The sequence below is a fragment of the Occallatibacter sp. genome (assembly GCF_035317045.1).
GTDB lineage: Bacteria > Acidobacteriota > Terriglobia > Terriglobales > Acidobacteriaceae > Telmatobacter.
This window is the reverse complement of record NZ_DATHHT010000039.1, coordinates 18,697-43,242: the sequence shown is the minus strand read 5'-3', so window position 1 is coordinate 43,242 and position 24,546 is coordinate 18,697. Positions and strand designations below refer to the sequence as shown.

The following is a 24,546-nucleotide window of genomic DNA, read 5'->3' as shown; positions in this document are numbered from 1 at the left end:
CGCCGATTCCGACAAATTGTGCAACCGTTAGGCCGCAATTCTATTTCGTGTCAGCCATCTCCAGCGTCATGCAATGCTGCTGTGTCACTTCGCACTGCAGCATGTCTTCAGCCAACAGATTCCAGCCGACGAAGCCTGCGAATTTTCCTCCGGGCGACTGCGCAACGGTGGGCGCCAGTCCGTCGCCGGTCTCTGCATCGTAGTCTTCATGCATCGAGCCCCACTTTGCAATGTCACGGTGAAGATGGGCAGCGAGCGTGACAGCCAGCCAGCGAGCTTCGTCGTTGAATCCGTACCGCCGCAGCGCGATCCAGTCGAGGAAGTTGGCGTTGATCCAGATGGGGCCACGCCAGTTGGAATACGGGTTGATAATCGCCTCGTTGTTGTAGGCAGCGTCAAAGTGCGACAGGCTGCGGAATCCGTGTTCTGAGCGCATCTGGGTTGCGTTGAGCAGGTAGGCAGAGATCATGCGGCGGCCTTCGTCGCGCGGCAACACGCCGTCCACAAGCGGCAGAAAGTTGGTCCATGCAACGACGCGGACAATCGCACCGGTGTCGCGCCGCCGATTCCAAAACATCGCGTCGCGTGCTGACCAGAGCTGGCGCAGGATGGCGTGCCGGGTGGAGAGAACTTCAGCGCGATAGGCCTTCGCAGCAACCGGGTCCCCGAGTTGCTCGGCGAGTATGGCCATCGCCGCATATTCGCGCATCGCATAGACCGATGCATCCACCGCGAGAATGGCGCTGCGATCCTTCTCGTCGTTCGTAAGAGCGGCATTGTTGTCGGCGCCGGACTGCATGGCGTTGTCCCAGAACCACAGCTTCCACTTTTCGTCATACTGCGTGCGGCGACGGTACTCCAGAACGCGCTTCATCGCCGGCCAGACGGGGCGGATCCATTCGTAGTCGTTGAGATCCTGGGCGGCGATCAACGCGCCCTGCGCTAGAAATGGTTTCATGGCAAATTTTCCGAACAGCGGGCGCGGCCCCTTCGGCGTAATGCATCCGGCAACATAGCCGTCGGCATCCGCAGACCCTGCGAAACCGAGAACCCAGTCGCGGAGATACTTCGCGTGCGCAGGATCCTGGTTGGCCCAATGAAGGCCGATGAAGAAGCCGTCCCAGTCCCACATCTGGTTGTAGTATCCCGCGGGGATGAGGTAGGGGTGCTTGATGTATCCGTCGGAGGGGCGAATAGTTTGCGGTGCAAGGCGATCGAAGTCGGCAGTAAGGTCGCGGAGCAGTGACGCCGTGTCAGTCTGATCGGATGGGGATTGAGCGACTGAGAGAGAAATGGAAACCAGAAAAGTTGCGATGACAGCAGATATCATGCGTAAGTTCACGGAGGAATGATAGCGCGGTCGATACGGTTGGTCAGTGTTCGTGCTTTCGCGCTCTTGTCGCAGTAAGTAATGATTGGCAGCAAGGTTGAGGATATGCGATCTTTTCGCAGTTCTCACACAGGCACAACTTCGCTGACTTGCACCACACTCTCTCCACTGTAGTATTTGCGCTGGTCGGCGATCAGTTCCGGAGCTGTCGCGGCGAGCGCAACATCAAGCTCCAGCATGGTCTCGAAGTAGAGATGGCCGATAGCGTGGTAGTGCGACGGCGTTCCCGGCGGAAATGCGCCGATACCGCGATCGACTTCGATGCGGACCAGACCGCGCGGAAGAAGCAGCTGGCGTGCAACAACAAGGTGCGGGCCGAGGTAGTAGTTCCAGTCAAAGGTGGACCCGTCGGCAATGGGATACATCACGCTGAGGCGAACCATGGCTTGGAAATACAGCGCCGGTGGACAAGATGTCAATGAAATCTACGGCGCCGGTGTTGCCGGAAGAGTTTCGATATAGTCGAATGCGGCTGGGTCATGGCCGTCCGGCCCACCGTCAATTCTTATTGAATCGCCGGGTTTCAGTGCGACGCCGTAAATGATATGGCGTGTTGAGTTGTCGCCGTGCGGGCGCGGCGTTGGCAGCGTAGCGTCAGCAGACCAGAGTGCATTCGGAGCTGGTTGCTGGCCATTGATGGTGAGCGCGAACTTCGCGACGCCACCCTGCAAATCGAAATATTGCACGGCGATGTCGAACCGGCCAGAAGTCCCGTTATAGGTCCATTCAGCAGAGCAAGTGGCCTGCTCGCACGAGACAGCCTTCCCGCCGCTGGCATCTTCCCAAGGACTGACATCAACAATCTTGTAGCCGCTCAGCCGAGCGCCTTCGGCTTCGAGACGATTGGGATAATGCCCAGCGCGACCGCGACCGTCGGGAATACCACTCAGCTTGAAGAAGTACTGCACGACAGCATCGCGCCACACGACCGCGTGGCCGGCCTGATAGATCAGCCGCGAAAGCACATTCGCATAGAGCGCAGGATCGATGCGTCCCTTGAGCGACTCCCAGTCGCCCACAAACTGCGCCGCCTCTGCTGCCCCCTGGTAGTGCGAGTCGTAGAGATATTGGATAACTGTCTTTCCGTCGTGCAGCTTGTACGTATACGGCACGTGGTGAAAGAAGAGCAGCAGATCGTCGGGTGTAGTGGACTCGTTTTCGTACAACTTCGCCACATCCGGGGAGTATTGACCTGCAAACCCCGTTCCCGTCGCCACAGTTCGATCAAAACCGACGCCGTCATGGTCGGCCTTGTGCCACTGCCCCCAGCCGTTGCGCTCGCTCGATTCGATGTTGGGGCCGTAATGGCTCCCGGTGATGTCGGTCAGCGTCTGCAGGCCAAGCGGTCCCGTGTAGCTTTCATAAGCCGGCCAGCTTTGCATCAGCAGTTTCGCGACGGTGCGTACAACCGCAGGATCGTTGGAGATGGCTTGCCGCGTCCATTCGATGGCGATCTGTTCCGGAGTCAGGCCAGGGTCCCATGCTAGCCGCCCGAATGCATACAGATTGGCAAGGGCAAGCGGCGAGCCCAGCCACGCCTCCTGACCAACACCGGCTACGCCAACCATGCCGCCCAGCGGTCGATGGAACGACTCCCCGGCGATGATCTGCTTCACCGGAGTGGAAGCGCCACCAACGCGCATGTCGAAGTCGAGAACCTGTTTCCACATTGGCGCAAGGTACACGAGATGCCGCTGTTGCCCGGTGTACTCCTGCGTGATCTGGAGTTCCACGGCCTGGCTGGTTTGCATGAGGCCACCGAAAAGCGGCGAGACGGGCTCGCGAGCTTGGAAATCGATCGGGCCCTCCTTGGTCTGGATGATGACGTTGGGCGCGAACTTGCCGTCGAGAGGATGGAAGATATCGTAGGCGGCGCGGGCGCGGTCTGACTTGGGATCCTGCCAATCGAGGTGATGGTTGTAGACGAATGCGCGATAGAGGACCACGCCGTTGTGCGTCGCGAGCGCCGCGGCGAGGGTATTGGCGGCATCCGCTGGCGTGCGCCCAAAGCTCGCGGGACCGGGCTGCCCCTCACTGTCCGCCTTCACGGTGAAGCCCGCAAAGTCGGGGATGAGATCGTAGATTTCGTTGACCTTGGTGGCCCACCAGGTTTTCACCGCAGCATCGAGGGGATCGTAGGTGTTGAGTCCGCCGATCTTCTGCGGGCTCGCAATATCGACGGAAAGCCCAACGCGCACCCCGTAAGGCCGCATGGCCTCGGCGATTCTTGCGACTCCCTGAAGCATCTCCGAAGTGAGAAACGGAGAGGAGCCGTTGACATTGTTCAGATTGCAGCCGTTGATGCCGACTGAAGCCAGTAGCCGCGCGTATTCGCCAACGGGTGAGAGGTCATCGCGGACGTGCCCGTTGTCGAAGAAGATGCTACGTCCGGCATACCCGCGCTCAATGGAGCCGTCGGCATTATCCCACTCGTCAACCCATCGGATAGGCATGGCGGGACGTTCGCGGATGTCGGCTTTGCTCAAGTCAGTGCCCTGTGCAAGGTTGCGGAGGAGGGCGAATGCTCCATAAAGAACACCGCGGTCGCTCCCGCCGATGATGTCGATCTCGCGGATCAGATCGCCATGCCTTGCGGTGACGAGGAACTCGTCGGGCTCAAGGGAAGGCACGCTGCCTTTGGGCTGGCGCGTCCGCATCTCTTGTACTGTTCCGAGAAGGATCATATTCGGCCCGTTTTCGAGCGGAGCGCCTCCGGAGAACGAAAGCAGCCCGCGGCGCAGTTCGATAGTAGCAGTCTGTTCGACGAGGCTCTGTCCAAGGGTATCTACGCGCGTGGGCACCCCGAGCGGCTTGCCGACCGCGCGGTACTTAAGCCACGCCTGCGCTGCATTCTGAGCCAAAGCCGCCGCAGGAATTGTGGCAGCGGCCAGCACAACAATGGCAAGTCCCTTTTGAAAGAAGTTGCCTTGGCTAGGTCCGGTTGCCCCCGAGGTCATCAAGCTCCGCATCCCACCGTTCTATCATCCCCAACCCGCACGACCCCATATTCCATGTTCCCTAATCTCTAATCCCTGTTTTTCTTGACACGCCTAGCTCTCTATGCCTAGACTTCTCTATACCAAGATTGCTAGGGGTTAAATATGGCCAAGAACGATCTTCAGGGAACACTCGACTTACTTGTCCTAAAGACGCTGGATCAAAACGGCGCATTGCACGGCTACGGCATCGTGCTCCACATTCAGAGTGCTTCCAACGACATGCTGCGCGTGGAAGAGGGTTCGCTCTATCCGGCTCTGCATCGCATGGAGCAAAGCGGCTGGATCGCCGCGGAGTGGGCGATGACCGACACCAATCGACGCGCCAAATACTACAAGCTCACAGCCACAGGCCGCCGGCAGTTGCAGCAGGCTGAAGAGAGCTTCGATCAGCTGGTCAAAGGTGTACGCGCGGTGCTGCGCTACGCCTGAAGTTTGCTCGAGAAAGGATCTGTATGGCTGCCCTTCGCCGCATAGCCAACCTCTTCCGCCGCAATCGGGTGGATACCGAGATCGACGCCGAGTTGCAGGCGCACATCGACCTCCGCATCGATGCCAATCTTGCCGCGGGCATGTCGCCGTCCGATGCGCGCCGCAATGCTCTGGTGCAATTCGGCAACGTGACCGCAACCAAAGAGCGGGTTGCAGGCGCCGATGCTGCACTCGGTTTGGCCGGGGTGTGGCGCGACATTCGTTATGCTGCGCGCCAGTTGCGCAAGTCTCCGGGATTTACGATTACGGCGATCACCACGCTGGGGCTGGGAGTAGGTATCAACACAGCATGCTTCAGCAGCATGGATGCGGTGGTTCTTCGGCCGTTGGCGGTGCCCGACCTTCATCGCGTGATGACGATCGCCGAGCAGCCAAGTCACGGGGACTATCAGCCCGTTGCTCTTGCCAATTATGAGGACTGGCTGCGACAGTCGCGCAGCTTTGAGAGCCTTGCAGTCCGTACCCGCGCCGACATGAGCCTGACGGGCGCCGGCGATGCAGCGCATATAACCGCGGCGCTCACCTCTGCCAGTTTCTTTACCGTTCTGCGCACGCAGGCCCAACTGGGGCGAGTCTTTACCGACGCAGAATGCCAACCCGGCCGCGATGCCGTGGTTCTGTTGAACTACGGATTCTGGCAACGGCAGTTCGCCGCCGACCCCACGGTGCTCGGTCGCAAGATCGAACTCGATCAGCGCGCGTACACCATCATCGGCGTTATGCCGAAAACAATGCAGTATCCTTCCGTTGCCGAGGTTTACCTGCCCTTCGCCCCGAGTTCGCAGCAACTTGCTGACCGCTCTAAGCATGACTATCTCGTCACCGGACGTTTGCGCGATGGTGTAAGTGTGCAGCAGGCGCAAGCGGAGATGCGGACGCTGGCTACGCATATGGCCGCATCCTATCCCGCAACCAACAAGGGCTGGTCGGTGAAGGTCGAGTCTCTGCTTGACGACATCAACGGCGACATGACGCCGCTTTACTACCGACTCGTTATGGGCGGCACTTTGTTTGTGCTGCTGGTGGTGTGCGCAAACATTGCCAACCTTCAACTCGCCCGTGGCGTGGCCCGGCGGCCAGAGATCGCGATGCGCAGCGCGCTGGGTGCACGGCGCTGGCACATTGTTCGTCAGTTGCTGACGGAGAATCTTTTGCTGGCGGTCACCGGGGCCGCACTCGGCGTAGGGATCGCAGCACTCTACCTGCGTATCCTTCTTATCACTATGCCGGCGAATGTTGCGCGTTACATTCCAGGATGGTCCAACACGTCGCTCAACGGCCGCGCTCTTTTGTTCTCTCTCGTACTGGCAGCTGCGGCGGGAATCATTGCAGGCGTTGCGCCAGCCATCGGTGCGTTACGCGTGAATGTGCTCGAGCAATTGAAGGCAGGCTCGCGCGGAACGACGGGAGGAAGCCGCAGGCGCATGCGCAGCGTATTCGCCGTGGCGCAGATATCGCTGGCGGTGGCGCTTGTGGTTGGCGCAGCCCTGATGTCAAAGGGCATGTTCTCGCTGCTTCACCTTGCTGACGAGTATCATCCGGCGAATGTGCTGGTGTTTAACGTGACTCTGCCGGAGAAAAGCTACGATACCAAGCAAAAGCAGGCCACCTGGTACGACCAGAGCCTCGAACGCCTTCGCGCACTGCCAGGCGTGACCCATGCCGAAGTGACTGCGGCCTTACCTTACAGCGACAACGGATGGCTGCAGGATCTCGAGATCCAGGATCGGCCCGCGATTCCCGGCAAGTTCCAAAGCGCGCTACATCTCGCCGTTAGCGAGGGCTACTTTGAAACCCTGCACATTCCCATCGTCGCAGGGCGTGGATTCACGCAGTCGGACTCGTTTGATTCGCTTCCCGTTGCCGTCGTCAGCGAACGTTTCGTGGCGCGCTATTTCCCCGACCAGAATCCGTTAGGTCATCGCGTGCGGCTGGGAGGAACGAATAGCCATGATCCATGGCTGACGATCGTGGGAATTGCCAGGGAGACGAACTACTCGATGTGGATGCCGACGCAGGAAGCTGCGGTCTACATGAACACAGCTCAAATGCCGCTTGAAGGAGCGACTTACTTCCTGACGACCGAGGGGAACCCAACGAGTCTGGCCCCGGCAGCACACAAAGCCCTGGCAGGTCTTGATCCTGCGCTGCCCCTGGATGGCGTCGAGACCTGGCAGCAGTCGATTCATGAGCAGCTCACCGGATTAATGCATGCAGCCGGGATGCTTGGCATCGATGCCGTGTTTGCCTTGTTGCTTGCAGTCATTGGCATCTTCGGCGTGATGGCCGATCTGGTCGGCGAGCGCACGCGCGAAATCGGTGTACGGCTGGCGCTGGGCGCACAACGCGGAGACGTTCTGGGGTTGATTCTTCGCCGTGCGTCATGGCTTACCGGCGCCGGAATCAGCATCGGCCTCGTGCTGGCCTTCTTGCTTGCGCATCTTGTTGCGAATTTACTGCGCGGCGTCAGTCCCGACGATCCAGTTGTCTTCACCGTCATCACCGTCACCATTGCTGCCGCTGCGCTCGGCTCCAGTTGGATTCCGGCCCGGCGCGCCGCGCGCGTCGATCCCATGCAGGCGCTGCGCGCCGAATAGAAAAGGAGACCGCCATGGCCATTCTCCGCCGATTTGCGAATCTCTTCCGTCGTTCCGCGATCGATTGCGAGATCGACGCTGAGTTGCAGGCCCACATTGCCTTGCGTATCGACGACAATCTCGCCGCAGGCATGCACCCGGAAGAAGCGCGCCGCGATGCGCTGCTCCGCTTCGGAAATCCAACCTCGACCAAAGAGGGCGTCTCTGCAGCCGATGCCACCCTGGCACTCGGCGGCATTTGGCGCAACGTCCGATTCGCCCTGCGCCAGTTGCGCCGCTCACCGGGATTCGCGCTCACCGCCATTCTCGCCCTGGCCCTCGGCATTGGTCCCAATGTGGCGATTTTTAGCATCATCTGGGCCACCTTCCTCGCACCGCTGCCTTATCCAAACGCCGATCAGATGGTGGTTGTGTGGACCCACTTCAAAGGCGAGCGCATTCCTTCTTCTGGCGACGATTTCGCTCAATTTGCCGCCCAAAGCCGCTCTTTCCAGCGTCTCGATTTCCTTTCGTGGCGAGGACACCATCTTACAAACGCCGACCACACCGAGGACGAAATCACCGGTAGCGCGATAACCCCCGGTTTCTACACCCAGCACACGCAGTCCCATATGACCATGGGCCGAGATTTCCGCCCCGATGAAGGAGTGCCGGGCAACGATCACGTGGTCATCCTGACCAATCGACTTTGGCGCGAGCGCTACCACTCCGACACCGATGTTCTGGGCAAGTCAATCCTCGTCGACGATCAGCCGTACACAATTGTCGGTGTCCTTCAACCCTTATCCACTGACAAAAATGGCGCGCACTTCATCATCCCCGTGGCTCATCCGCCGGGCGTCCATTCCGACGACTTCGGTAATATCTTTGGCCGCCTCAAGCCCGGAGTCACACTCGCCCAGGCCCGGGCAGAACTTGAAGTCATCGATCGTCAGAACGCAGCCCAAAGGAGGCGAAGCGGCCCGTCCGCCACCACTCTGACCGTTGAGCAGCTGAAGAACGACTGGCTCGATAAAAAGCTTCAGCGCAATTTATGGCTGCTCCTGGCGTCTGTCGGCCTCGTTCTGCTCATCGCCTGTGCCAACGTCGCCAATCTGTTGCTGGCGCGCGGTACTTCACGCAAACAGGAACTTGCCGTTCGTTCCGCGCTTGGAGCCACCCGTACCCAGATCTTCATTCAGCTCCTCACAGAGAGCCTCATGCTTGCCCTGGCAGGCGGCACCATCGGCATCGCCACGGGATGGGCAATTATGAAGTTCAGCATGTCCATCCTGCCTCTGGAGCATTTTGCCACAGAAGCCGAGGTTGGAATGAACCTTCCCGTACTTTGCTTCGCACTCATCGTCACTTTGCTGGCCGGTGTCCTCTTTGGATGCGCCCCCGGCTGGCAGTCCTCGCGCCTCAATCTGAGTGAGACGCTGAAGCAGGGGTCGCGCTCCGTAGGCAGCCGTGACCGCACCCCAACCCAATCCATCCTCGTCACCGTCGAGATCGCGCTTGCTCTCGTTCTTCTGGCGGGCGCGGGCATGGCCCTGCACAGCTTCTGGAACCTGCGGCACATCGACCTTGGCTTCATCGTCGATCGTGTGATGACAGGGGACCTGAGACCGCGCGTCCCATCGAGGGGCGCAAAGACATCTATTCCGCCGCCCGAGCAGATCATCGTACAGCAACACCAGCTTCTCAACAGTATCCGTGCCGTTCCTGGCGTAGCCGATGCCTCCCTTGCAACCGGCATTCCGCTCCATGGCTACGACACCTTTCCATTCGCTGTCGCGGGCCAGCCCATCGACAAAGCTCACCCTCCCGTTGCGGATTTTGAAGCGGTGACGCCGGGCTATTTCAACACCTTCGGAATTCGTCTCGTCCGAGGTCGTTTCCTGAGCGAGAGCGACACTCTCACCTCGCCGCTGGCCGTTATGGTCAACGAAACCTTTGTCCGCCGGTTCCTCGCCAATGCCGACCCTCTCACTCAAGGGCTGATCCTGCAGCTCCCAACGATTGTGAACGATGGCGCGCCTCCTAAACCCCCGGTTCCCTCTCAGTACCAGGTTGTCGGCGTCTTCCACGATGTGCTTGACAGTGAACATCTCACCGACGCAACTGAGCCCGAGATGTATGTCTCGCAATGGCAGCTTGGTTGGCCCTTCATGCCATTTTCAGTTCGCACCGTCGTTGACCCCGCTGCCGTCATCCCCGGCCTCCGCGATGCGGTTGCCTCCGCCGCCTCGCAAATGGTCATTGGTCACATTGAATTCATGCAGCAGGTCCTGGACGATCAGCAGACAAACGACCGCTTCGGCATGGTCCTGTTCGGCGGGTTCGCTTTCGTCGCGCTTCTACTGGCCGCGGTCGGAATTTATGGGGTCATGGCTTTTGCCGTAGCGCAGCGCACTCACGAGGTTGGCGTGCGCATGGCGCTGGGCGCGCACCGCAGCGAAGTCGTCGCGCTCATCCTGCGCGCCGGAATGCGTCTGGCTTTGCTCGGCATTGCGATTGGCTTGGCAGGGGCTTACGGGCTTGGCCGGCTTATGCATACCACTCTCTACGGAGTCGCATCCGCCGACGTGGGCAGTCTTGTCGCAGTCGCCGCTTTGCTGCTGGCAGTTGCAATGCTCGCTTGTTGGATCCCAGCCCGGCGCGCCGCGCGCGTCGATCCCATGCAGGCGCTGCGCGCCGAGTAAACAGGAGAACACGATGGCCCTCTTCCGTCGCGTCGCCAATTTGTTCCGTCGTTCCAAAGTCGATCACGACATCAACGCCGAACTGCAGGCGCACATCGCCATGCGTATGGACGCGAATATAGCCACGGGCATGTCGCCTGAAGATGCGCGCCGTGATGCCCTGTTGCGCTTCGGCAACCCCACCATGACCAGAGAACGCGTCGCCGCTTCCGACGCAACGCTCAGTCTCGCCGGTCTCGGCCGTGACCTTCGCTATGCCGGGCGCCAATTGCGCCGCTCCCCGGGTTTTGCGCTGACGGCGATTCTTACTCTGGCCCTCGGCATCGGCGCGAACGTCGTGGTGTTCGGAGTGCTGAATGCAATGATCCTGCGTCCTCTGAATGTTGCTGGAGCCGACCGGCTATTTGAACTGGCGGGCCAGCGACATGGCGATGACAATCAGTGCTATCCGGACTACATCGACTTCAAGACACGCAACTCGACCTTCACCGATATGGCGACATACCGGCTCGGTTACGTGGGCCTGAGTTCCGGCGGATCCGCGGAGAAATCCTGGGAGTACGAAGTCTCAGGCAACTACTTTGACATGCTGGGCGTGCAGCCGCAGCTCGGCCGCTTCTTTCACGCCAGCGACGAGCGTGGTCCCAACTCCGCTCCATATATTGTGCTGAGCGACGTCACGTGGCGCACACGGTTCAACGCTGACCCGCGCGTCGTGGGCACCATCGTCGACCTCAACAAGCACCCCTTCACCATCATTGGAGTAGATCCGAAAAGCTTCAATGGGACGGAGATCTTCTTCTGGCCGGAATTCTGGGTTCCGATGATCAATGAAGAGCAGATCGAGGGCTACAACTTTCTCACCAAGCGAGGAAGTCACGGCCTCTTCGTGATCGGCTCGCTAAAACCCGGAGTGACGCCGCGACAGGCCGAAGAAAATCTCGACGCCGTTGCCCACCAGATGACGCGCGAACATCCCACCGAAGACGATGGCCTTTCAGTGCGGCTCGTCAAGCCTGGTCTTCTCGGAGATACCCTCGGCGAACCGGCGCAGCCATTTCTAGCTGCGATCATGTCGCTTGCATTGCTGGTTCTGTTGGCCGCGTGCGTCAATCTTGCAGGCATCTTTGCTGCGCGCGCAGCAGACCGCTCCAAGGAACTGGCCATCCGGCTTTCGATTGGATCAACGCGCTGGCGCATTCTCCGTCAACTGCTCACCGAAGCGGTAGTGGTATCTTTGGCGGGCGGCGCGCTGGGGACCCTTATCGCTACGGCGATGCTCAAATTCCTTAGCCATTGGCAGCCGATCAGCGAATATCCAATTCATGTCACCGTAGTTGCCGACAGTCGCACTTACCTCATCGCGCTGCTGTTGTCGTTCGCCGCTGGAGTCTTGCCCGGCCTTTTGCCCGCGCGCCAGGTCTGGCGAACCGACGCCACCGACGCCATGAAGAGTGGAACGACTTCGGCCAGGATCATGCGCCGTCTAACCTTGCGTGATCTTCTGCTCGGAATCCAGATCGCGTTGTGCGCGCTTTTGCTGACGGCGTCGCTTGTGGCTTTGCGCGGCATGGACCGCTCGCTGCACGCACCCCTGGGCTTTGCTCCGCAGGGGACGATGGTTGCCGATACTGACATGCACATGGCGGGCTACTCGGATGACTCAGCATTTCCGGTGCAGCGCCGCATCATTGAGCAGGCTTTGCAACTCCCCGGCGTTCAAGCCGCGGGCACCATCGATTCCTTGCCGCTGGGCGGCGGCGGCAGCAACTGGTCTGTCTATCGCGAGGGAACGACGGACCTTCGCTCTTCCAACAGCGTGATGACGCCGCACAGCTATGGCATCTCCCCGGGATATCTCAAAGCCGCTCGGAGCACTCTGCTGGCGGGCCGCGACTTTACCTGGGATGATGGACCCAAAACGCCGAGTGTAGCGATCGTCAATGAGTTCTTTGCACGAAAAATGTTCGGCGACAATCAATCGGCAATTGGCCGCCATTTTCTCGGCGGCGATAAGAGCGCTTATCAAATCGTCGGAATCATCGAGAACGGCAAGTACGAGATGCTAACGGAAGATCAGAGCCCTGCAATGTTCTTCCCGCTCGCGCAGGCTCACGAGGCGAACACCCTTTTGATTGTGCGATCTGAGCTGCCGCCTGCGGAAACAGCATCGGCTCTGAATCGCATGCTGACAGGCATCGATGCCAGCCTGCCGTTCGGCTTGCGCACCTGGCCAGACAGGCTTTCTCTTGCCCTCTTCCCGCCGCGCATCGCCACCGCTGCTCTCGGAGTCATGGGAATCCTGGCAGCCATGCTGGCGGTCACCGGCATCTTTGGCATGGCAACCTACACAGTCTCGAAACGCATGCGCGAACTGGGTATCCGCGTTGCTCTCGGTGCACACCGCGCACAGCTCATGCGCGCCGCCCTGGGCCGCCCCCTCCTGGTGCTGCTTTCCGGATCGCTCGCCGGCCTGGTGTTGGGCGTGCTCGCCAGTCGGCTGCTCGCTGGGCTGGTCTATGAGGCCACTCCGCGCGACCCACTGGTACTCATAGGCGCCGTGGCCGCGATGACGCTGATCGGTCTTGTCGCTACCTGGATTCCGGCCCGGCGAGCCATGGCCATCAACCCCGCGCAATTGCTTCGTCAGGAATAAGTGTCGGCGTTCTGCCTCGCGGACCGACGTTGGCCGGCCCGGGGCAACTTCCCTATTGCCCGCTTGTCCGTCCAACTCCTGTACCCGGTAATCCGACGCACTGGCTGGTCGCCTGCACGGCCCCAGCCGGATACAATGGGAGTACGCGCGAAAACCGGGCGAATACCGTTTTTTCTTCGAATCTGGAGCAGGTGCACGTGATACGTATGTTCCGCCGCAGTCTGCGGCTCCAATGGGTTGCTGCACTGGGTATTGCGGTTGCGATGCCGGGGTTGATTGCCACCGCCGCAACTCCGCAACAAGCCACGCAAACCTCGCTCCGTATCGATACCCGCGACGGGAACGGGCGGACGCAAGCCACCCTTTCAATGACGGTTATTGGCGCGGATGGCCAACCGGCCGCGGGATCGATAGCGATTCAGGATCGGGGCAAGCCGCTGGCCGGCTTTGTGCTCGACGCCGCAGGGCGAGCAACGGCAACCATCGACCTCGCGGGTGGCGATCACAGCCTTTCCGCTGTCTATACGGGCGACCCGGCGCATCTGGCATCAAGCTCTGAAGTCGCGCCGGTGGTTGCAGTCTCCGGTTCCACTGCGGATTTCTCCGTCTCCGTTGCGCCCGCCACAGTCTCGCTCAAGCAGGGGCAGTCGGGATCGGCGATGGTTTCTGTTACGCCTATCAATGCAGCTTCGCTGACGGCACCGATGTTCGTAACCATCTCCTGCTCAGGTTTGCCCGACCAGAGTGCCTGTACATTTACGCCAGAGAATCTTGAGATCCCCGTGGGAGGTACTGCCGCCATCACCAGCTCCCTGGTGATCGCCACGCAGGCCACATCGCTCGCCAAGGCCGAACCGAACCTGAAACGCGGAGCGCAGCCGATCGCACTGGCAGTGTTGCTGCCCGGTGCCCTTGTTCTGAGCGGAATTGCCTTTGGCGCGCGTCGGCGCCGCTTGCTGAGCCGCCTTGTGTTGCTTGGCCTGGTCGCGTTCGTTTCCGTGCTGGGTACCGTTGCGTGCTCGCCGCTTTACAACTACCACAACCACGGGCCACCCCATAACCTTCCCACGCCCGCGGGCAGCTACAACGTGACCATCGCCGCGCAATCGAGCAACGGCGTTACCGCCACCACGCACAACACGACGATTGCCCTGACCGTCACGCAGTAGCGCCAGGGAACGGAGTAACGCGTACCTTTCCCCGATCCGCAAGGTCAAATACAAAAATCCCCGATTCATCTCTGAACCGGGGATTTTGCTGTTGCGCTTGGCCGCTGTTCACCGGCCAATGATTCGCTTTTCTTTGATCACTTTAGAAGGTCCGCGACATACCCGCGATGACCGTGTAATCCGAAAAGGCCGCATCGCCGTGGGTTTGGTTTGCGAGATCCGTGACGCTGGTCTTGCGATTACGCTCCATTGCCCACGGACCGCTCGCGTACAGGCCCCAACGTCCGTGCTCATACATCATGCCGGGTTCGATGGAGATGACATAGCCGGGCCGCCGGAATCCATTGCTTGATCCGAAGGCATCACGTACCGGCACGCCTTCCATGCGGCCACCAATGCTGAGAGCAAGGCCGCGCAGGGGCTTGACGCCTGTGATTGGTCGCGAGAATCCGCCGCGCCAGAGGTACTGGTCGGCTGCCGAGACTACGCCTTCTCCGGGAGCCCCGCGCCCCGTCGCGACGCCTGTCGTGTCCTGGGGACTAAACAGCCACGATCCTGTGAAATACGTCGAGGTGTGCCAATACAGTTCGCGGTAGGCCTCGGTGCCAAGGCTGAATCCCCAGGTCCCGTCGCCCGGCTGGATAGATTCGTCGAAGGGCAAAGTGGTCGTCGACCCGTTTGATGACGTCTTGGTTCCCTTGGCGTCGTTGATGCCCGTGGGCAGCTTCAATTGCGCTGAGATCGCTACGTTGCCATGGCTCTCTGTCGGCGGACGGAACACCCACGACTGCACGCCGACGGTGACATCGCCGATTCCGCCTGAGTGATAGGCATTCAGTGGACTGCTCTGCCCGTGGCGAGATGCTTCCATTCCGGGAATACTCGCGATCACGCTCAGCCTGGGAGTGACCTGATAATTCAAATCCAGTTCAAACAGGTTTACGTGGTTTACAACTGCGGAGTGCTGCGCTTGCCGCTGCTCCTGGTAAACCGTGCCAATGTAGTGTCGGTACGAGTTGTAGACGCGGTAACCGGTCGAGATCGTAAGCCCATGCAGAAAGCTGGTTCCCGCCGAGTGAGCGATCGTGGATTCATTGGTCGGATTGAGTCCCGCAATGATGGGCTGAGGAGAGTGGGCGGCGACGCAACCCTGCGCGTGTGCGGCAGGCTGCATGCAGAGGAGGGAGACGAACAGCGCAGCAGGAAGGGCCGCGCTCCGAAGCAGGAGCATTCTCATCTTTTTTCTCCAATTCAGAAGAACAAAACTGACCTCAGAAACTCCCTCGGGGAAGTACCACAGGACCGGGAGAAACCTGTGTGAAGAATCCCAATGACGGTAGCAGCGCTGCAATGCAATGCGCGTCGGCCATCGTGCCGAGAGGTAACTCATCCTTTCGATGGAGTTCACCAGAGTTCCTGATCGGTATTGTCAGAAGGCGATGCCGCAAACCCGCCCCGCAACCTCGCTGAAGTGTCTACTGCTGGCCTTCGCCATCGCGTCCGCTCCGCTTTACGCTAAACACGTCCCCGATCCAGCCTTCAAAACGCTCGACGGCCAGATGCGTAAGCTTTCAGACTTGCGCGGCCAGATTGTGGTGGTGAACTTCTGGGCCACCTGGTGCGGCCCCTGCCAGGAAGAACTGCCCCGCCTGAAACATATCGCAGCGTCGTATGCCGGCAAGCCCGTCAGCTTCGTCTACATCTCGATCGATGTGCCCAAAGACCGCGGCAAGATTCCCACCGCACTTGCCAGGCTGCATGTTGAATTCGATAGCTGGGTCGGCGCCGACACCGATACCCTCGGCCGTTTCGGTCTTGGGGAAATTGTCCCCGGCACGCTGGTCCTCGACGAGAATGGCGAACCCGTCGCCCGCATCATGGGCGAAGCTCGCGAAGACGACGTGCGCACTCCGGTGGATTGGCTGCTCGGCGGCAAGACCGGTTCTGCGCCCGCCGCCCTGACAAAGCGTTATTGACAGCCCGTCCGGTCTCTTGAGTCGCCAGCCCGCCCTTTCCGCTATCCTTTTCAGGTTGAGGTGGAGTGCCATGACTGAGACGGCTACGCGTCCGCAACTTGCGTATTTGACCGACGTATTGAACGATCTGCGAGCGAAGGGAACGCATTTCAAACTGCGCATCCTCGATGATCAACAGGCCCCGGTGTGCCACTACGACGGCCGCGAAGTCATCAACCTGGCCAGCAACAATTATCTGGGACTCGCAAATCACCCCAAGCTCATCGAAGCGTCGCTGAAAGCCACAAGGGAACTGGGCGTGGGCTCGGGTGCCGTCCGTACCATTGCGGGCACAATGCGCATTCACATGGAACTCGAAGAGAAAATTGCGCGCTTCAAGAACGCCGAAGCCTGTGTCGTCTTCCAAAGCGGATTCGCAGCCAATGCCGGAACAGTGAGCGCGATCCTCGGCAAGGAAGACTTCATTTTGTCCGATGAGCTCAACCACGCCAGCATCATTGATGGTGCGCGCCTGTCGCGAGCAAAGATTAAGGTCTTCCGCCATAAAGATGTGGCGCATTGTGAAGAGCTGCTGAAGGAAATCGCCAACGAGCCCGGACACAAGCTGGTCATCACCGACGGCGTCTTCTCCATGGACGGCGATATCGGCCCCGTCGACAAGCTGGCTGCGCTGGCCGAGAAGTACGGCGCCATCATGATGGTCGACGATGCGCATGCCTCCGGCGTGCTGGGGCGCAACGGCCGCGGCAGCATCGATCACTTCGGCATGCACGGGCGCGTGGATGTCCAGGTCGGTACGCTCTCAAAAGCCATCGGCGCGCTGGGCGGCTATGTCTGCGGGTCAAAAGATTTGATTGACTATCTCTACCACCGTGCGCGGCCCTTCCTGTTTTCGACATCGCATCCGCCATCGGTCGCGGCCACGTGCATCGCAGCCTTCGACATTCTTGAGCAGGAACCCGAGCGTATCGATCGCCTCTGGAAGAACACGAGATACTTCCAGGGCGAACTCAAGCGCGCGGGATTCAACATCGGCGGCGTGAATACCCCGGCAACCGAGACACCGATTTCCCCGGTGATCGTCGGCGAAGGACGCGCAGCCATGGACTTCTCGCGTGCGCTCTTTGAGGAAGGCGTAATGGGCACCGGCATCGCCTTCCCCACCGTGCCCGAGGGCAAGGCACGCATCCGCCTGATCCTGACTAGTGAGCACACGAAGGAACAACTCGACCGCGCCCTCGAAACACTGGAGCGCGTAGCCAAGCGCATGGGACTGCTTTCGCAATAGGCTGTCCCTTCCGAAGGATCTGCTTTTGCACTTGCGATCTGTCGCAGCATCAGGAACGTACAATAGCCTCAAATGATTGCGCATCTTCGCGGCAAGCTGATTCACAAGCAACCAGGCCAGGCCATTGTTGAAGCCGCCGGCGTGGGATACGACGTCGTCATCTCTGTTCCGACTTTTACGTCGCTGCCGAGCGTGGGTGCGGAGACCTCGCTGCACATCCACACGCAGGTCAGCGAAGACCAGATCGCCCTCTTCGGCTTTCTCGATCGCGAAGAGAAGCGGCTCTTTGAACGGCTGATTACGGTGAGCGGAGTCGGCCCCAAGCTGGCAATCAAAATCCTCTCCGGACTCTCGCCCGAGCGCACTGTGCAGGCCATCCGCGCGCAGGACCACGCGCAGCTGACGCGCATTCCCGGCGTGGGCAAAAAGCTGGCCGAGCGCCTCGTTGTCGAGTTGAAAGACAAACTCGAGGACTTCGCCGTTGCCCCAGTTCCGTCAGCCGTTGCCGGCCCCGCAGTCGACGATGTGCTGTCAGCGCTGACGAATCTCGGCTATCAACGCCCCGCCGCCGAGAAGGCAATCGAACAGTCAGTGACAAAAGACAAAGCGCTTGCCGCCGACTTCGACGGTCTGTTCCGCGCGGCGCTGAAGGTAATCCGCTAAACGAGTAAAAGTTAAAGTTAAGGAAAAACGTCAAGTATCGATCAAAACTGGGACCACTCCAAACGCAACAATAATTCACCGAGTGCTGTAACCCTCGATTCTATAAGCCGGTCTAACTCTTAAGAGCCTCCAGAGCCCGATATCAGAGCGTCAGGCATCTTGCACGGCAAGGAAGGTGTATTTGCGTCTGCTTGTCGCTCTCATCAGTCTCGGTATTGCCACAGTTGTGAACGCACAGCAAGAGCAGATTCCCGACGCTCCGCAGCCTTCCGTCAGCCTCGCTGCAGATGGAACCCCTGCGCTCGGTTTCAATGAGCCGTCATCTGTGCCCGATCTCGCCGCAACGCCCGACACGGCTTTCCTTTCAGCGCTGGTTCAGGCTGGTCAGAGCGCCAACCAGGGCGACAAGCGCGCCGGTCCCGCGCCCAACGTTCCAGTCGACTCCAATGGGAACCCCATCCCGCTCGAGCGTCAACAGCCCCAGCGCATCCTTGGCTTTATGCCCAACTTCCGCTCTGTTTCAGGAGGATCGAAGCCGCATCCGCCGGGCTGGAAGTACAACTTCATCGTCGCCACCCGCCAGGCCACCGATTATTCCTCGTTCATCTTTCTCGGCCTCACGTCGATCACCGCTGAGGGCATGAACATGCATCCGTCTCTCGGCAAAGGTGTGGGCGGTTTTTACGCCTATACGTGGCGCGGCTTTCTTGACAAGACCGACGGCACCTACCTCTCCGCCTGGCTGCTACCCAGCCTTCTTCACGAAGACACGCGTTTCTACGCGCTTGGCAACGAACGTGGCATCCCGGTCCGCGTCCTTTATGTCATCAGCCGGCAGGGAGTTGCTCGCACTTACGGCGGCAGGCAGACTCCCAACATTGCTGGACTGGGCGGCAAGGTTCTCACCCAGATCGTGTCACGGAATTACTATCCGCCAAGCGCCACCACATTCAGCGTGCTGGCCAGCAAGTTCGGTTACTCCGTCATGCGTGACGTCATCTTTTCTTCCATTCGCGAGTTCTACCCCGACATCGCCGCACACTATATCCGCAAGCACCGGGAGAAGATTGCCAGCCAAGCCGCCGCGGGCGCATCTTCCGCGCCTTGATCGGATTGCATCGTTACCTTTGAAAGTGTAAGTAGTGGTGCTGCGCCGGTAGATTCTCGATTTCCTCAGGAAATACGCGACCTGTGCATGCACCGCGTTGCTCCCTCGCCTACACTTGCAAACGTATGCCACGCGCAGCTAAATCTTCTCCCGCAACACCGGTGCCCTATCTTCGACCGGAAGCAATTACATTTCTGCGCAATCTGGCGAAGCACAACGACCGTGACTGGTTCGCCCCGCGCAAGCCGCAGTTTGAGGCGCAGTTGAAGGCGCCGATGCTCGCGATCGTCCGCAAGATCACGGATGCCATGATCGACTTTGCGCCCAATCATGTGCGGCCTGCGGAGAAGAGCCTTTTCCGCATCTATCGCGATACGCGTTTCTCGCACGACAAGCGCCCCTACAAAACGCACGTCGCCGCGTGGTGGTCCCACCAGGGCCTCGAGAAGACATCCGGCGCGGGTTACTACTTCCAGGTAAGCCCCAAGGGCGTGGTGATTGCCGCAGGTGCATACATGCCTGAGAAGGAACAACTGGCGCAGATCCGTCACTGGCTGCTCGACCACCACGAAGACTTTCGCAAAATCCTGCGCAAGCCTGCCGTGCGCAAAACCTTCAGCGATTTTGAAGGTGAGGCGCTGACGCGGCCGCCCAAGGGCTTCCCGCCAGACCACCCGGCGATGGATCTGATCCGCTGCAAGCAGTGGGGTCTCAGCACCGTGCTGCCTTCCGGAGCTGCGCTGCGCAAGGATTTCGCCAAGGTACTCGTAAAGCATTTCAAGCTGCTCGCCCCCATGGTGGACGCACTGAATATGCCCATTGCCGCCGCCGCTGCGCCCAAACGGAAGGTGCTTTTCGGGTTGAACTAAACCATCTGCCCGAACAACGACCGCAGTTGAATCTGCCCGTATTTGGGGGTTCCAGAAGCTTCCTGCCCCCAAAAACCGGTAAAAACAGGCCTTTTCAGGCTAAATAGGCATAAAAACCCAAGAAAATTGTGGAAAACCGGCGTTTTTCCATTGACTTTAGGTCGTCCCAAGCCGCATTGTTACGAACGACAGGGTTCTCGAGAACCCGCATAAATAAAGGGGATTCGTGCATATGTTGCCTCCAGGCGTTTCCAGCGTAAGGTTCGAAACGCTACGGTCGCACTACCCCATGCGGTGCGCTTCATGGCTTCTTGCAGTCATCTGAAAGATGCCGGGCGGCGGGATACCAGGCAACAACTAGCGAAGGAGAAACATCACATGGCAACTGGAATGACCAAGACTGGACTTACCCGGCACATGGCCGAGAAGCTCGAATTGACCAACAAACAAGCGGCCGCTTTCCTTGATCTTCTGGCTGAGACCGCCATCAAGGAGACCAAGAAGAACGGCGTGTTCGTAATCCCCGGCATCGGACGCCTCGTCAAGGCCGAGCGCAAGGCGCGCATGGGCCGCAATCCCCAGACTGGCGAAGCCATCAAGATCAAGGCGAAGACCGTCGTGAAGTTCCGCGTGGCCAAGTCCGCCAAGGACACCATCGCGCCGCCGAAGAAGTAGTTCCATTTCCTGAGGGGTGTTGTACAAGCTGGGGAAGAGCTCTCGCTCTTCCCCTTCTTTTTCTCGCGCTTTCCTGTCGCGCGTCGCAGGCTCGCGAATATTTGCGCATACCTTGGTCGCGGTGCCACATCAAAGAGGCATGGCGACTCACGTGACTACAATCTCCCGATCGAGCGCCGCCGTATCCGGCTCGGTGCTGACCCTGCTGCGGCTGGAAGGCTTGGCAGTGGCCGCGTTGTCGGCAGTTCTGTATGCGCACGCCGGCGCGAGCTGGTGGCTGTTTGCCGCGCTCTGGCTCACGCCCGATCTGTCGATGCTCGGCTACCTCGCTGGGTCCTGTTGGGGCGCGCGCTCTTACAACGCGATACATACCTACGTGGTTCCCGGTGCCCTGGCGCTCAGCGCCTACTTGCTGAACGCACCCGCGGTGCTGCCATTCGCGCTTATCTGGGCGAATCACATCGGCATCGACCGCCTCATGGGCTATGGGTTGAAGTACTCCGACGGCTTCAGCTGGACACACCTGGGCCAGACGGGAAAGCGCGGAGCTACTGTGCCGGCTCGGGGCTGACCGAACGCGGCATCACAGCGCGCACCACCAGCGATGCTCCGAAGAAGATGAGAATGATGCGGCCGGCAAGTTCCGCGTCGTAGTTCTTTGCATAAACCACAATGGCTACAAAGATGCCGATGGGCGTCAGCTCGGCCAGCGATGCGCGGAGCCAGTGCGGCTTCGCGCCGGCGGGTGCGGGCGCGCCGCGAAGCCGGGGAAAGAACCGCGGCACTGCGCGCAGATAGGCAGCATAAGGCTCGCCGAGTTTTGCCTTAAGGAAAGCTTCTTCTCCGAGCGTCAGCCGAATCGCAAAAATGCCGATGAGCACCATTGCAAAGAAGGCGCCGCTAACAGGCATAAGAAACGCCAAGGCGATCACCATGCACCAAAGTCCGATGTAGAGCGGGTTGCGCAAGTAGCGGTACGGCCCGTCGGCCATGACTTTTCTGGCCACCATGTTGCCGCTGTTCACCGTGCCTGCGCCCAGGTATGCCGTTCCCCAGACGCGAAACAGCACAGCTTTGGCGGCGATCAATGCGGCAACGATCAACAGCAGGGGCGTCGCGACCGCAAATGACACAAGCCCCGTGCGGCTGATTTCAAGGGCGAGCCATTCCAGCAGAGAGATGCGCCGGCCAATATGCCACGCCTCGATCCACGGCGCCCAGAATCCAAGAATGATGATGACGGCGTTGATCACCATCCGCAATCGGAACTCAAGCGCACTTGCTCCCATTCGCAGCCCTCGCGCCGGAGTGTATCATCCGCCCCGTTGTGAAGATGGACCGCTCTACTCCCAGCGCAGTGCAGTCATGGGGTCGGTCTTCATGGCAGAACGCGCAGGAACGATTGCCGCGACTAAAGTCACTAACGCAAGCAACACAGACACGGCAATAAAGCTCATCGGATCGTGTGGGCTGACGCTGAAGAGCACACTCCGCAGCAGGCGCGAGAGTGCAAGCGCCGCGACGAGGCCGACGACACCGCCGACAGCAATGAGGCGAAGTGCTTCACGAAGAATGAGTCGCATGACGTCGCCGCGCGTAGCGCCAAGCGCCATCCGTATTCCGATCTCCTGCGTGCGCTGCGCCGCCATAAAGGCGACCACGCCGTAGAGCCCGATAATCGCCATCAACAATCCTGTACCCGCAAACAGACTGAGCAGCGCAGTCTCAAACCGAGGGCGATCGGCGAGCCCGCTTACCCGCTCGTTCAAGGTCTCAATCTCAACAGGCACGGTTGCGTCGATGGCACTCACCTGCGTTCGGATCCAAGGTGCCATCGCAGTCGGCGCAAAGGTCGTTTTCACCACAAGCGCCGCCGAGTGCGGTTGCTGCCAGTCCTCCGCTTCAGCACGCCAAAGCTGGTAATACTCCGGTTCATCCTCGTCGCTAAGTCCGGAGTTTTTGACGTTCGCTGCCACCCCCTGGACTATGAACCACGGCCCGCCCGGAACCGGTTTAACGCGCTGGCCCAGGGGATCTTGCCCGGGAAACAATCGCGAGGCCAGTGAACTGCTGATGATCATGAAGTGTTCGCTTGATGTGCGCTGTCCTTCAGTGAAATTCTGTCCGCGCACAATTGGTATATCGAGGACTTTGAAGTAATCGGGGGTTACCCAGCGCCATGCCACCATGCCGCCCGTTCCGCCTGTCATGGCAGGACGCCCTGCAACCTCCATGATGTTGTAGATGTGATCGCGATGATAGCCGCCCGGCGGTACTGTGTCACTTAGCCCCACGGCTGCCGCGCCCGGCAGCCTGCGCAGAGCCGCTTCCACCTGCAGAAAGAACTGCATTCGCGCCTGCGGCGTGGTGAATGTGTAGCGGTTCAAAGAAATCCTCGTTGTCAGCACGCCTGATGTCTGCAAACCGAGTGGCTGCATCTGCAAGCTGGTGAAGCTGCGCACCAGCAACGCAGCTCCGGCGAGCAGGATCACACTGACGGCAATCTGACCAGCGACCAGTATCTTTCGCATCACGGCCCGTGCACCCGCCGGCAGCGCTCGCGCTGCCAGAGCAATAGAGCGCGGCCCGTGCAGAGCCGGAATGATTCCAAACACCATCCCGCACACCACCGCAATCGCCACAGTGAAGCCTAGAATGCGCGCATCCAACTGGGCGCGGTGGAGAAACGGCAGCCCCGATGGCGCGATAGCGACAAACACATACAACAGTCCTTTGGCCAGGGCGCAGCCTGTCACGGCTCCCGATGCCGAGAGGATTACTGACTCGACCAGTGCCTGCCGAATCAAGCGTTGTCGACTCGCGCCCAGCGCCGAGCGCACGGCCAATTCGCGCTCGCGTGCAGTGGCACGCGTCAACAGCAGGCTTGCCACATTGGCGCAGGCAATCAGCAACACGGCCAGCACGGCTCCAAGCAAGATCCACGCCGCCTGGCGAGCATCCTGCATTTGCCGCTCCCGTACCGAGCGCACGCGCAAGTGAACCTCACTGCGAAAACGGGCCGGTGCCTGGCTGAGAGCGTAGTTGAACTCGGGCTGCAGTTGCTCCGCTGCTTGCGTCACAGTGATGCCTGGCTTGAGCCGCGCGAAAGCAAACATCACTCGGTCTGGCTCCACCTTACTTTCATTGACCGCTTGCGGCACCACCAGGTCGGCTTGCTCTAATGCGGGCATCTCAAAGTCGCTGGGCAGCACGCCAATCACCCGCGCCTGGCTGCCATCAATATCGATCAGCCGGTTTACAACGCCGGGATCGCGATTGAAATGGCTGATCCACAAGCCGTAAGAAATCAACGCGACCTTCGGACCATCCGGCCTGTCTTCCTCAGGCAGGAAATTGCGGCCGAGGATGGGCGAGACACCGAGGCAGGGTAGAAAATTGGCATCCACGCTGGCGCAACTTAGATGTGCCGGATTGTGTTCCGTCAAATCGCACGCATTCACTCCAGCTTCAGAGGTCAGCGCGGTAAAGGGTGTTTGATGATCGCGCCATTCGTAGTACCAACCGCCCAACACGAACTCCTGCGGAATAATGGGAGCGGTTAACCCCACTGACACCAACCGATCATCGTGCGCATAAGGCAGCGGCCGAAACAAGATGCGATCAACCACACTGAAGACCGCAACCGTCGTGCCGATCCCAAGCGCCAGCGTCAGAATCGCCGTGATTGCAAACAATGGATTTCGACGAAAACCGCGCAGTGCATAGCGGACGTCGCGCAGCACGCTCTCCAGCCACGGCAGCGTCGCCCGATCGCGGTAGGCTTGGCGGGCCTGTTCGGCGCCTCCAAGGCTCAACAGCGCTCGTCGGCGTGCTTCCGACTCGTTCAGACCTGATTGAACCGCTTCGTCAACATGTTGTTCAATGTGGCTCTGCAGTTCCGCGTCAAACTCGCCGCTAATCCGGCGCGGGAAGAATAGAGTGCAAAGCCTGATCCACAACGCTCGCAGTTTTCGCATCTGGCC

The 24,546-nt window shown here is 59.9% G+C and carries 18 protein-coding genes; 12 read left to right on the top strand and 6 right to left on the bottom strand.

Annotation, left to right across the window (positions count from 1 at the left end; all coding sequences use genetic code 11):
• Nucleotides 1-40: 40 nt before the first annotated feature.
• From VK574_RS18550 to VK574_RS18540, 3 genes are all read right to left on the bottom strand, one after another.
• On the bottom strand, nt 41-1,330 hold the full coding sequence (locus VK574_RS18550) for an MGH1-like glycoside hydrolase domain-containing protein (RefSeq protein WP_472801362.1): 1,290 nt from the start codon (nt 1,328-1,330) through the stop codon (nt 41-43).
• A 125-nt stretch (nt 1,331-1,455) separates the two neighbouring features.
• Nucleotides 1,456-1,809 carry an EthD family reductase gene (locus VK574_RS18545; protein WP_472801361.1) on the bottom strand — a complete coding sequence of 118 codons (354 nt, stop codon included), beginning with the start codon at nt 1,807-1,809 and terminating at the stop codon, nt 1,456-1,458.
• Between the two features lie 6 nt (nt 1,810-1,815).
• On the bottom strand, nt 1,816-4,347 hold the full coding sequence (locus tag VK574_RS18540) for an alpha-glucuronidase family glycosyl hydrolase (RefSeq protein WP_472801360.1): 2,532 nt from the start codon (nt 4,345-4,347) through the stop codon (nt 1,816-1,818).
• A 144-nt stretch (nt 4,348-4,491) separates the two neighbouring features.
• On the opposite strand from VK574_RS18540, the gene VK574_RS18535 reads away from it, so the two are divergent.
• The 5 genes from VK574_RS18535 to VK574_RS18515 all read left to right on the top strand — a co-directional run bounded on the left by VK574_RS18535 (nt 4,492) and on the right by VK574_RS18515 (nt 13,984).
• Complete coding sequence (locus tag VK574_RS18535; RefSeq protein WP_472801359.1) at nt 4,492-4,818, top strand: PadR family transcriptional regulator; 327 nt, start codon at nt 4,492-4,494, stop codon at nt 4,816-4,818.
• A 23-nt stretch (nt 4,819-4,841) separates the two neighbouring features.
• The gene (locus tag VK574_RS18530; protein WP_472801358.1) at nt 4,842-7,475 is read left to right on the top strand and encodes an ADOP family duplicated permease; all 2,634 of its coding nucleotides are present in this window, start codon (nt 4,842-4,844) and stop codon (nt 7,473-7,475) included.
• A gap of 14 nt (nt 7,476-7,489) precedes the next feature.
• Complete coding sequence (locus VK574_RS18525) at nt 7,490-10,159, top strand: ADOP family duplicated permease (RefSeq protein ID WP_472801357.1); 2,670 nt, start codon at nt 7,490-7,492, stop codon at nt 10,157-10,159.
• A gap of 13 nt (nt 10,160-10,172) precedes the next feature.
• Nucleotides 10,173-12,815 (top strand): ADOP family duplicated permease, encoded by a 2,643-nt coding sequence (locus VK574_RS18520; RefSeq protein ID WP_472801356.1) that lies wholly within the window; start codon nt 10,173-10,175, stop codon nt 12,813-12,815.
• 206 nt (nt 12,816-13,021) lie between these two features.
• Entirely contained in the window at nt 13,022-13,984 is a 963-nt protein-coding gene (locus tag VK574_RS18515) for an Ig-like domain-containing protein (RefSeq protein WP_472801355.1), read from the top strand.
• 142 nt (nt 13,985-14,126) lie between these two features.
• Here VK574_RS18515 and VK574_RS18510 read toward each other — a convergent pair whose 3' ends face one another.
• Entirely contained in the window at nt 14,127-15,215 is a 1,089-nt protein-coding gene (locus VK574_RS18510; RefSeq protein ID WP_472801354.1) for a hypothetical protein, read from the bottom strand.
• A gap of 208 nt (nt 15,216-15,423) precedes the next feature.
• Between VK574_RS18510 and VK574_RS18505 the strand changes: the two genes are divergently transcribed.
• The 7 genes from VK574_RS18505 to VK574_RS18475 all read left to right on the top strand — a co-directional run bounded on the left by VK574_RS18505 (nt 15,424) and on the right by VK574_RS18475 (nt 21,134).
• A complete protein-coding gene (locus VK574_RS18505) occupies nt 15,424-15,960 on the top strand; it encodes a TlpA family protein disulfide reductase (RefSeq protein ID WP_472801353.1) in 537 nt (178 codons plus the stop codon).
• Between the two features lie 70 nt (nt 15,961-16,030).
• Nucleotides 16,031-17,248, top strand: a complete 1,218-nt coding sequence (locus tag VK574_RS18500) for a glycine C-acetyltransferase (RefSeq protein ID WP_472801352.1) — start codon at nt 16,031-16,033, stop codon at nt 17,246-17,248.
• A 72-nt stretch (nt 17,249-17,320) separates the two neighbouring features.
• Nucleotides 17,321-17,911, top strand: coding sequence for a Holliday junction branch migration protein RuvA (gene ruvA, locus VK574_RS18495; protein ID WP_472801351.1), 591 nt, complete (start codon nt 17,321-17,323; stop codon nt 17,909-17,911).
• Nucleotides 17,912-18,092: 181 nt separating this feature from the next.
• Nucleotides 18,093-19,019: a hypothetical protein gene (locus VK574_RS18490; protein WP_472801350.1), complete on the top strand. Its 927-nt coding sequence runs from the start codon at nt 18,093-18,095 to the stop codon at nt 19,017-19,019.
• Between the two features lie 161 nt (nt 19,020-19,180).
• Nucleotides 19,181-19,888, top strand: coding sequence for a DUF2461 domain-containing protein (locus tag VK574_RS18485; RefSeq protein WP_472801349.1), 708 nt, complete (start codon nt 19,181-19,183; stop codon nt 19,886-19,888).
• 378 nt (nt 19,889-20,266) lie between these two features.
• Entirely contained in the window at nt 20,267-20,563 is a 297-nt protein-coding gene (locus tag VK574_RS18480) for an HU family DNA-binding protein (protein ID WP_472801348.1), read from the top strand.
• Nucleotides 20,564-20,714: 151 nt separating this feature from the next.
• Nucleotides 20,715-21,134 carry a DUF4260 domain-containing protein gene (locus VK574_RS18475; protein ID WP_472801347.1) on the top strand — a complete coding sequence of 140 codons (420 nt, stop codon included), beginning with the start codon at nt 20,715-20,717 and terminating at the stop codon, nt 21,132-21,134.
• Here VK574_RS18475 and VK574_RS18470 read toward each other — a convergent pair.
• Both VK574_RS18470 and VK574_RS18465 read right to left on the bottom strand, forming a co-directional pair.
• Nucleotides 21,112-21,852, bottom strand: coding sequence for a methyltransferase family protein (locus VK574_RS18470; RefSeq protein WP_472801346.1), 741 nt, complete (start codon nt 21,850-21,852; stop codon nt 21,112-21,114). The two genes, VK574_RS18475 and VK574_RS18470, sit on opposite strands and share 23 nt — an antisense overlap.
• 54 nt (nt 21,853-21,906) lie before the next feature.
• Complete coding sequence (locus VK574_RS18465) at nt 21,907-24,540, bottom strand: ADOP family duplicated permease (protein WP_472801345.1); 2,634 nt, start codon at nt 24,538-24,540, stop codon at nt 21,907-21,909.
• Nucleotides 24,541-24,546: the final 6 nt, after the last annotated feature.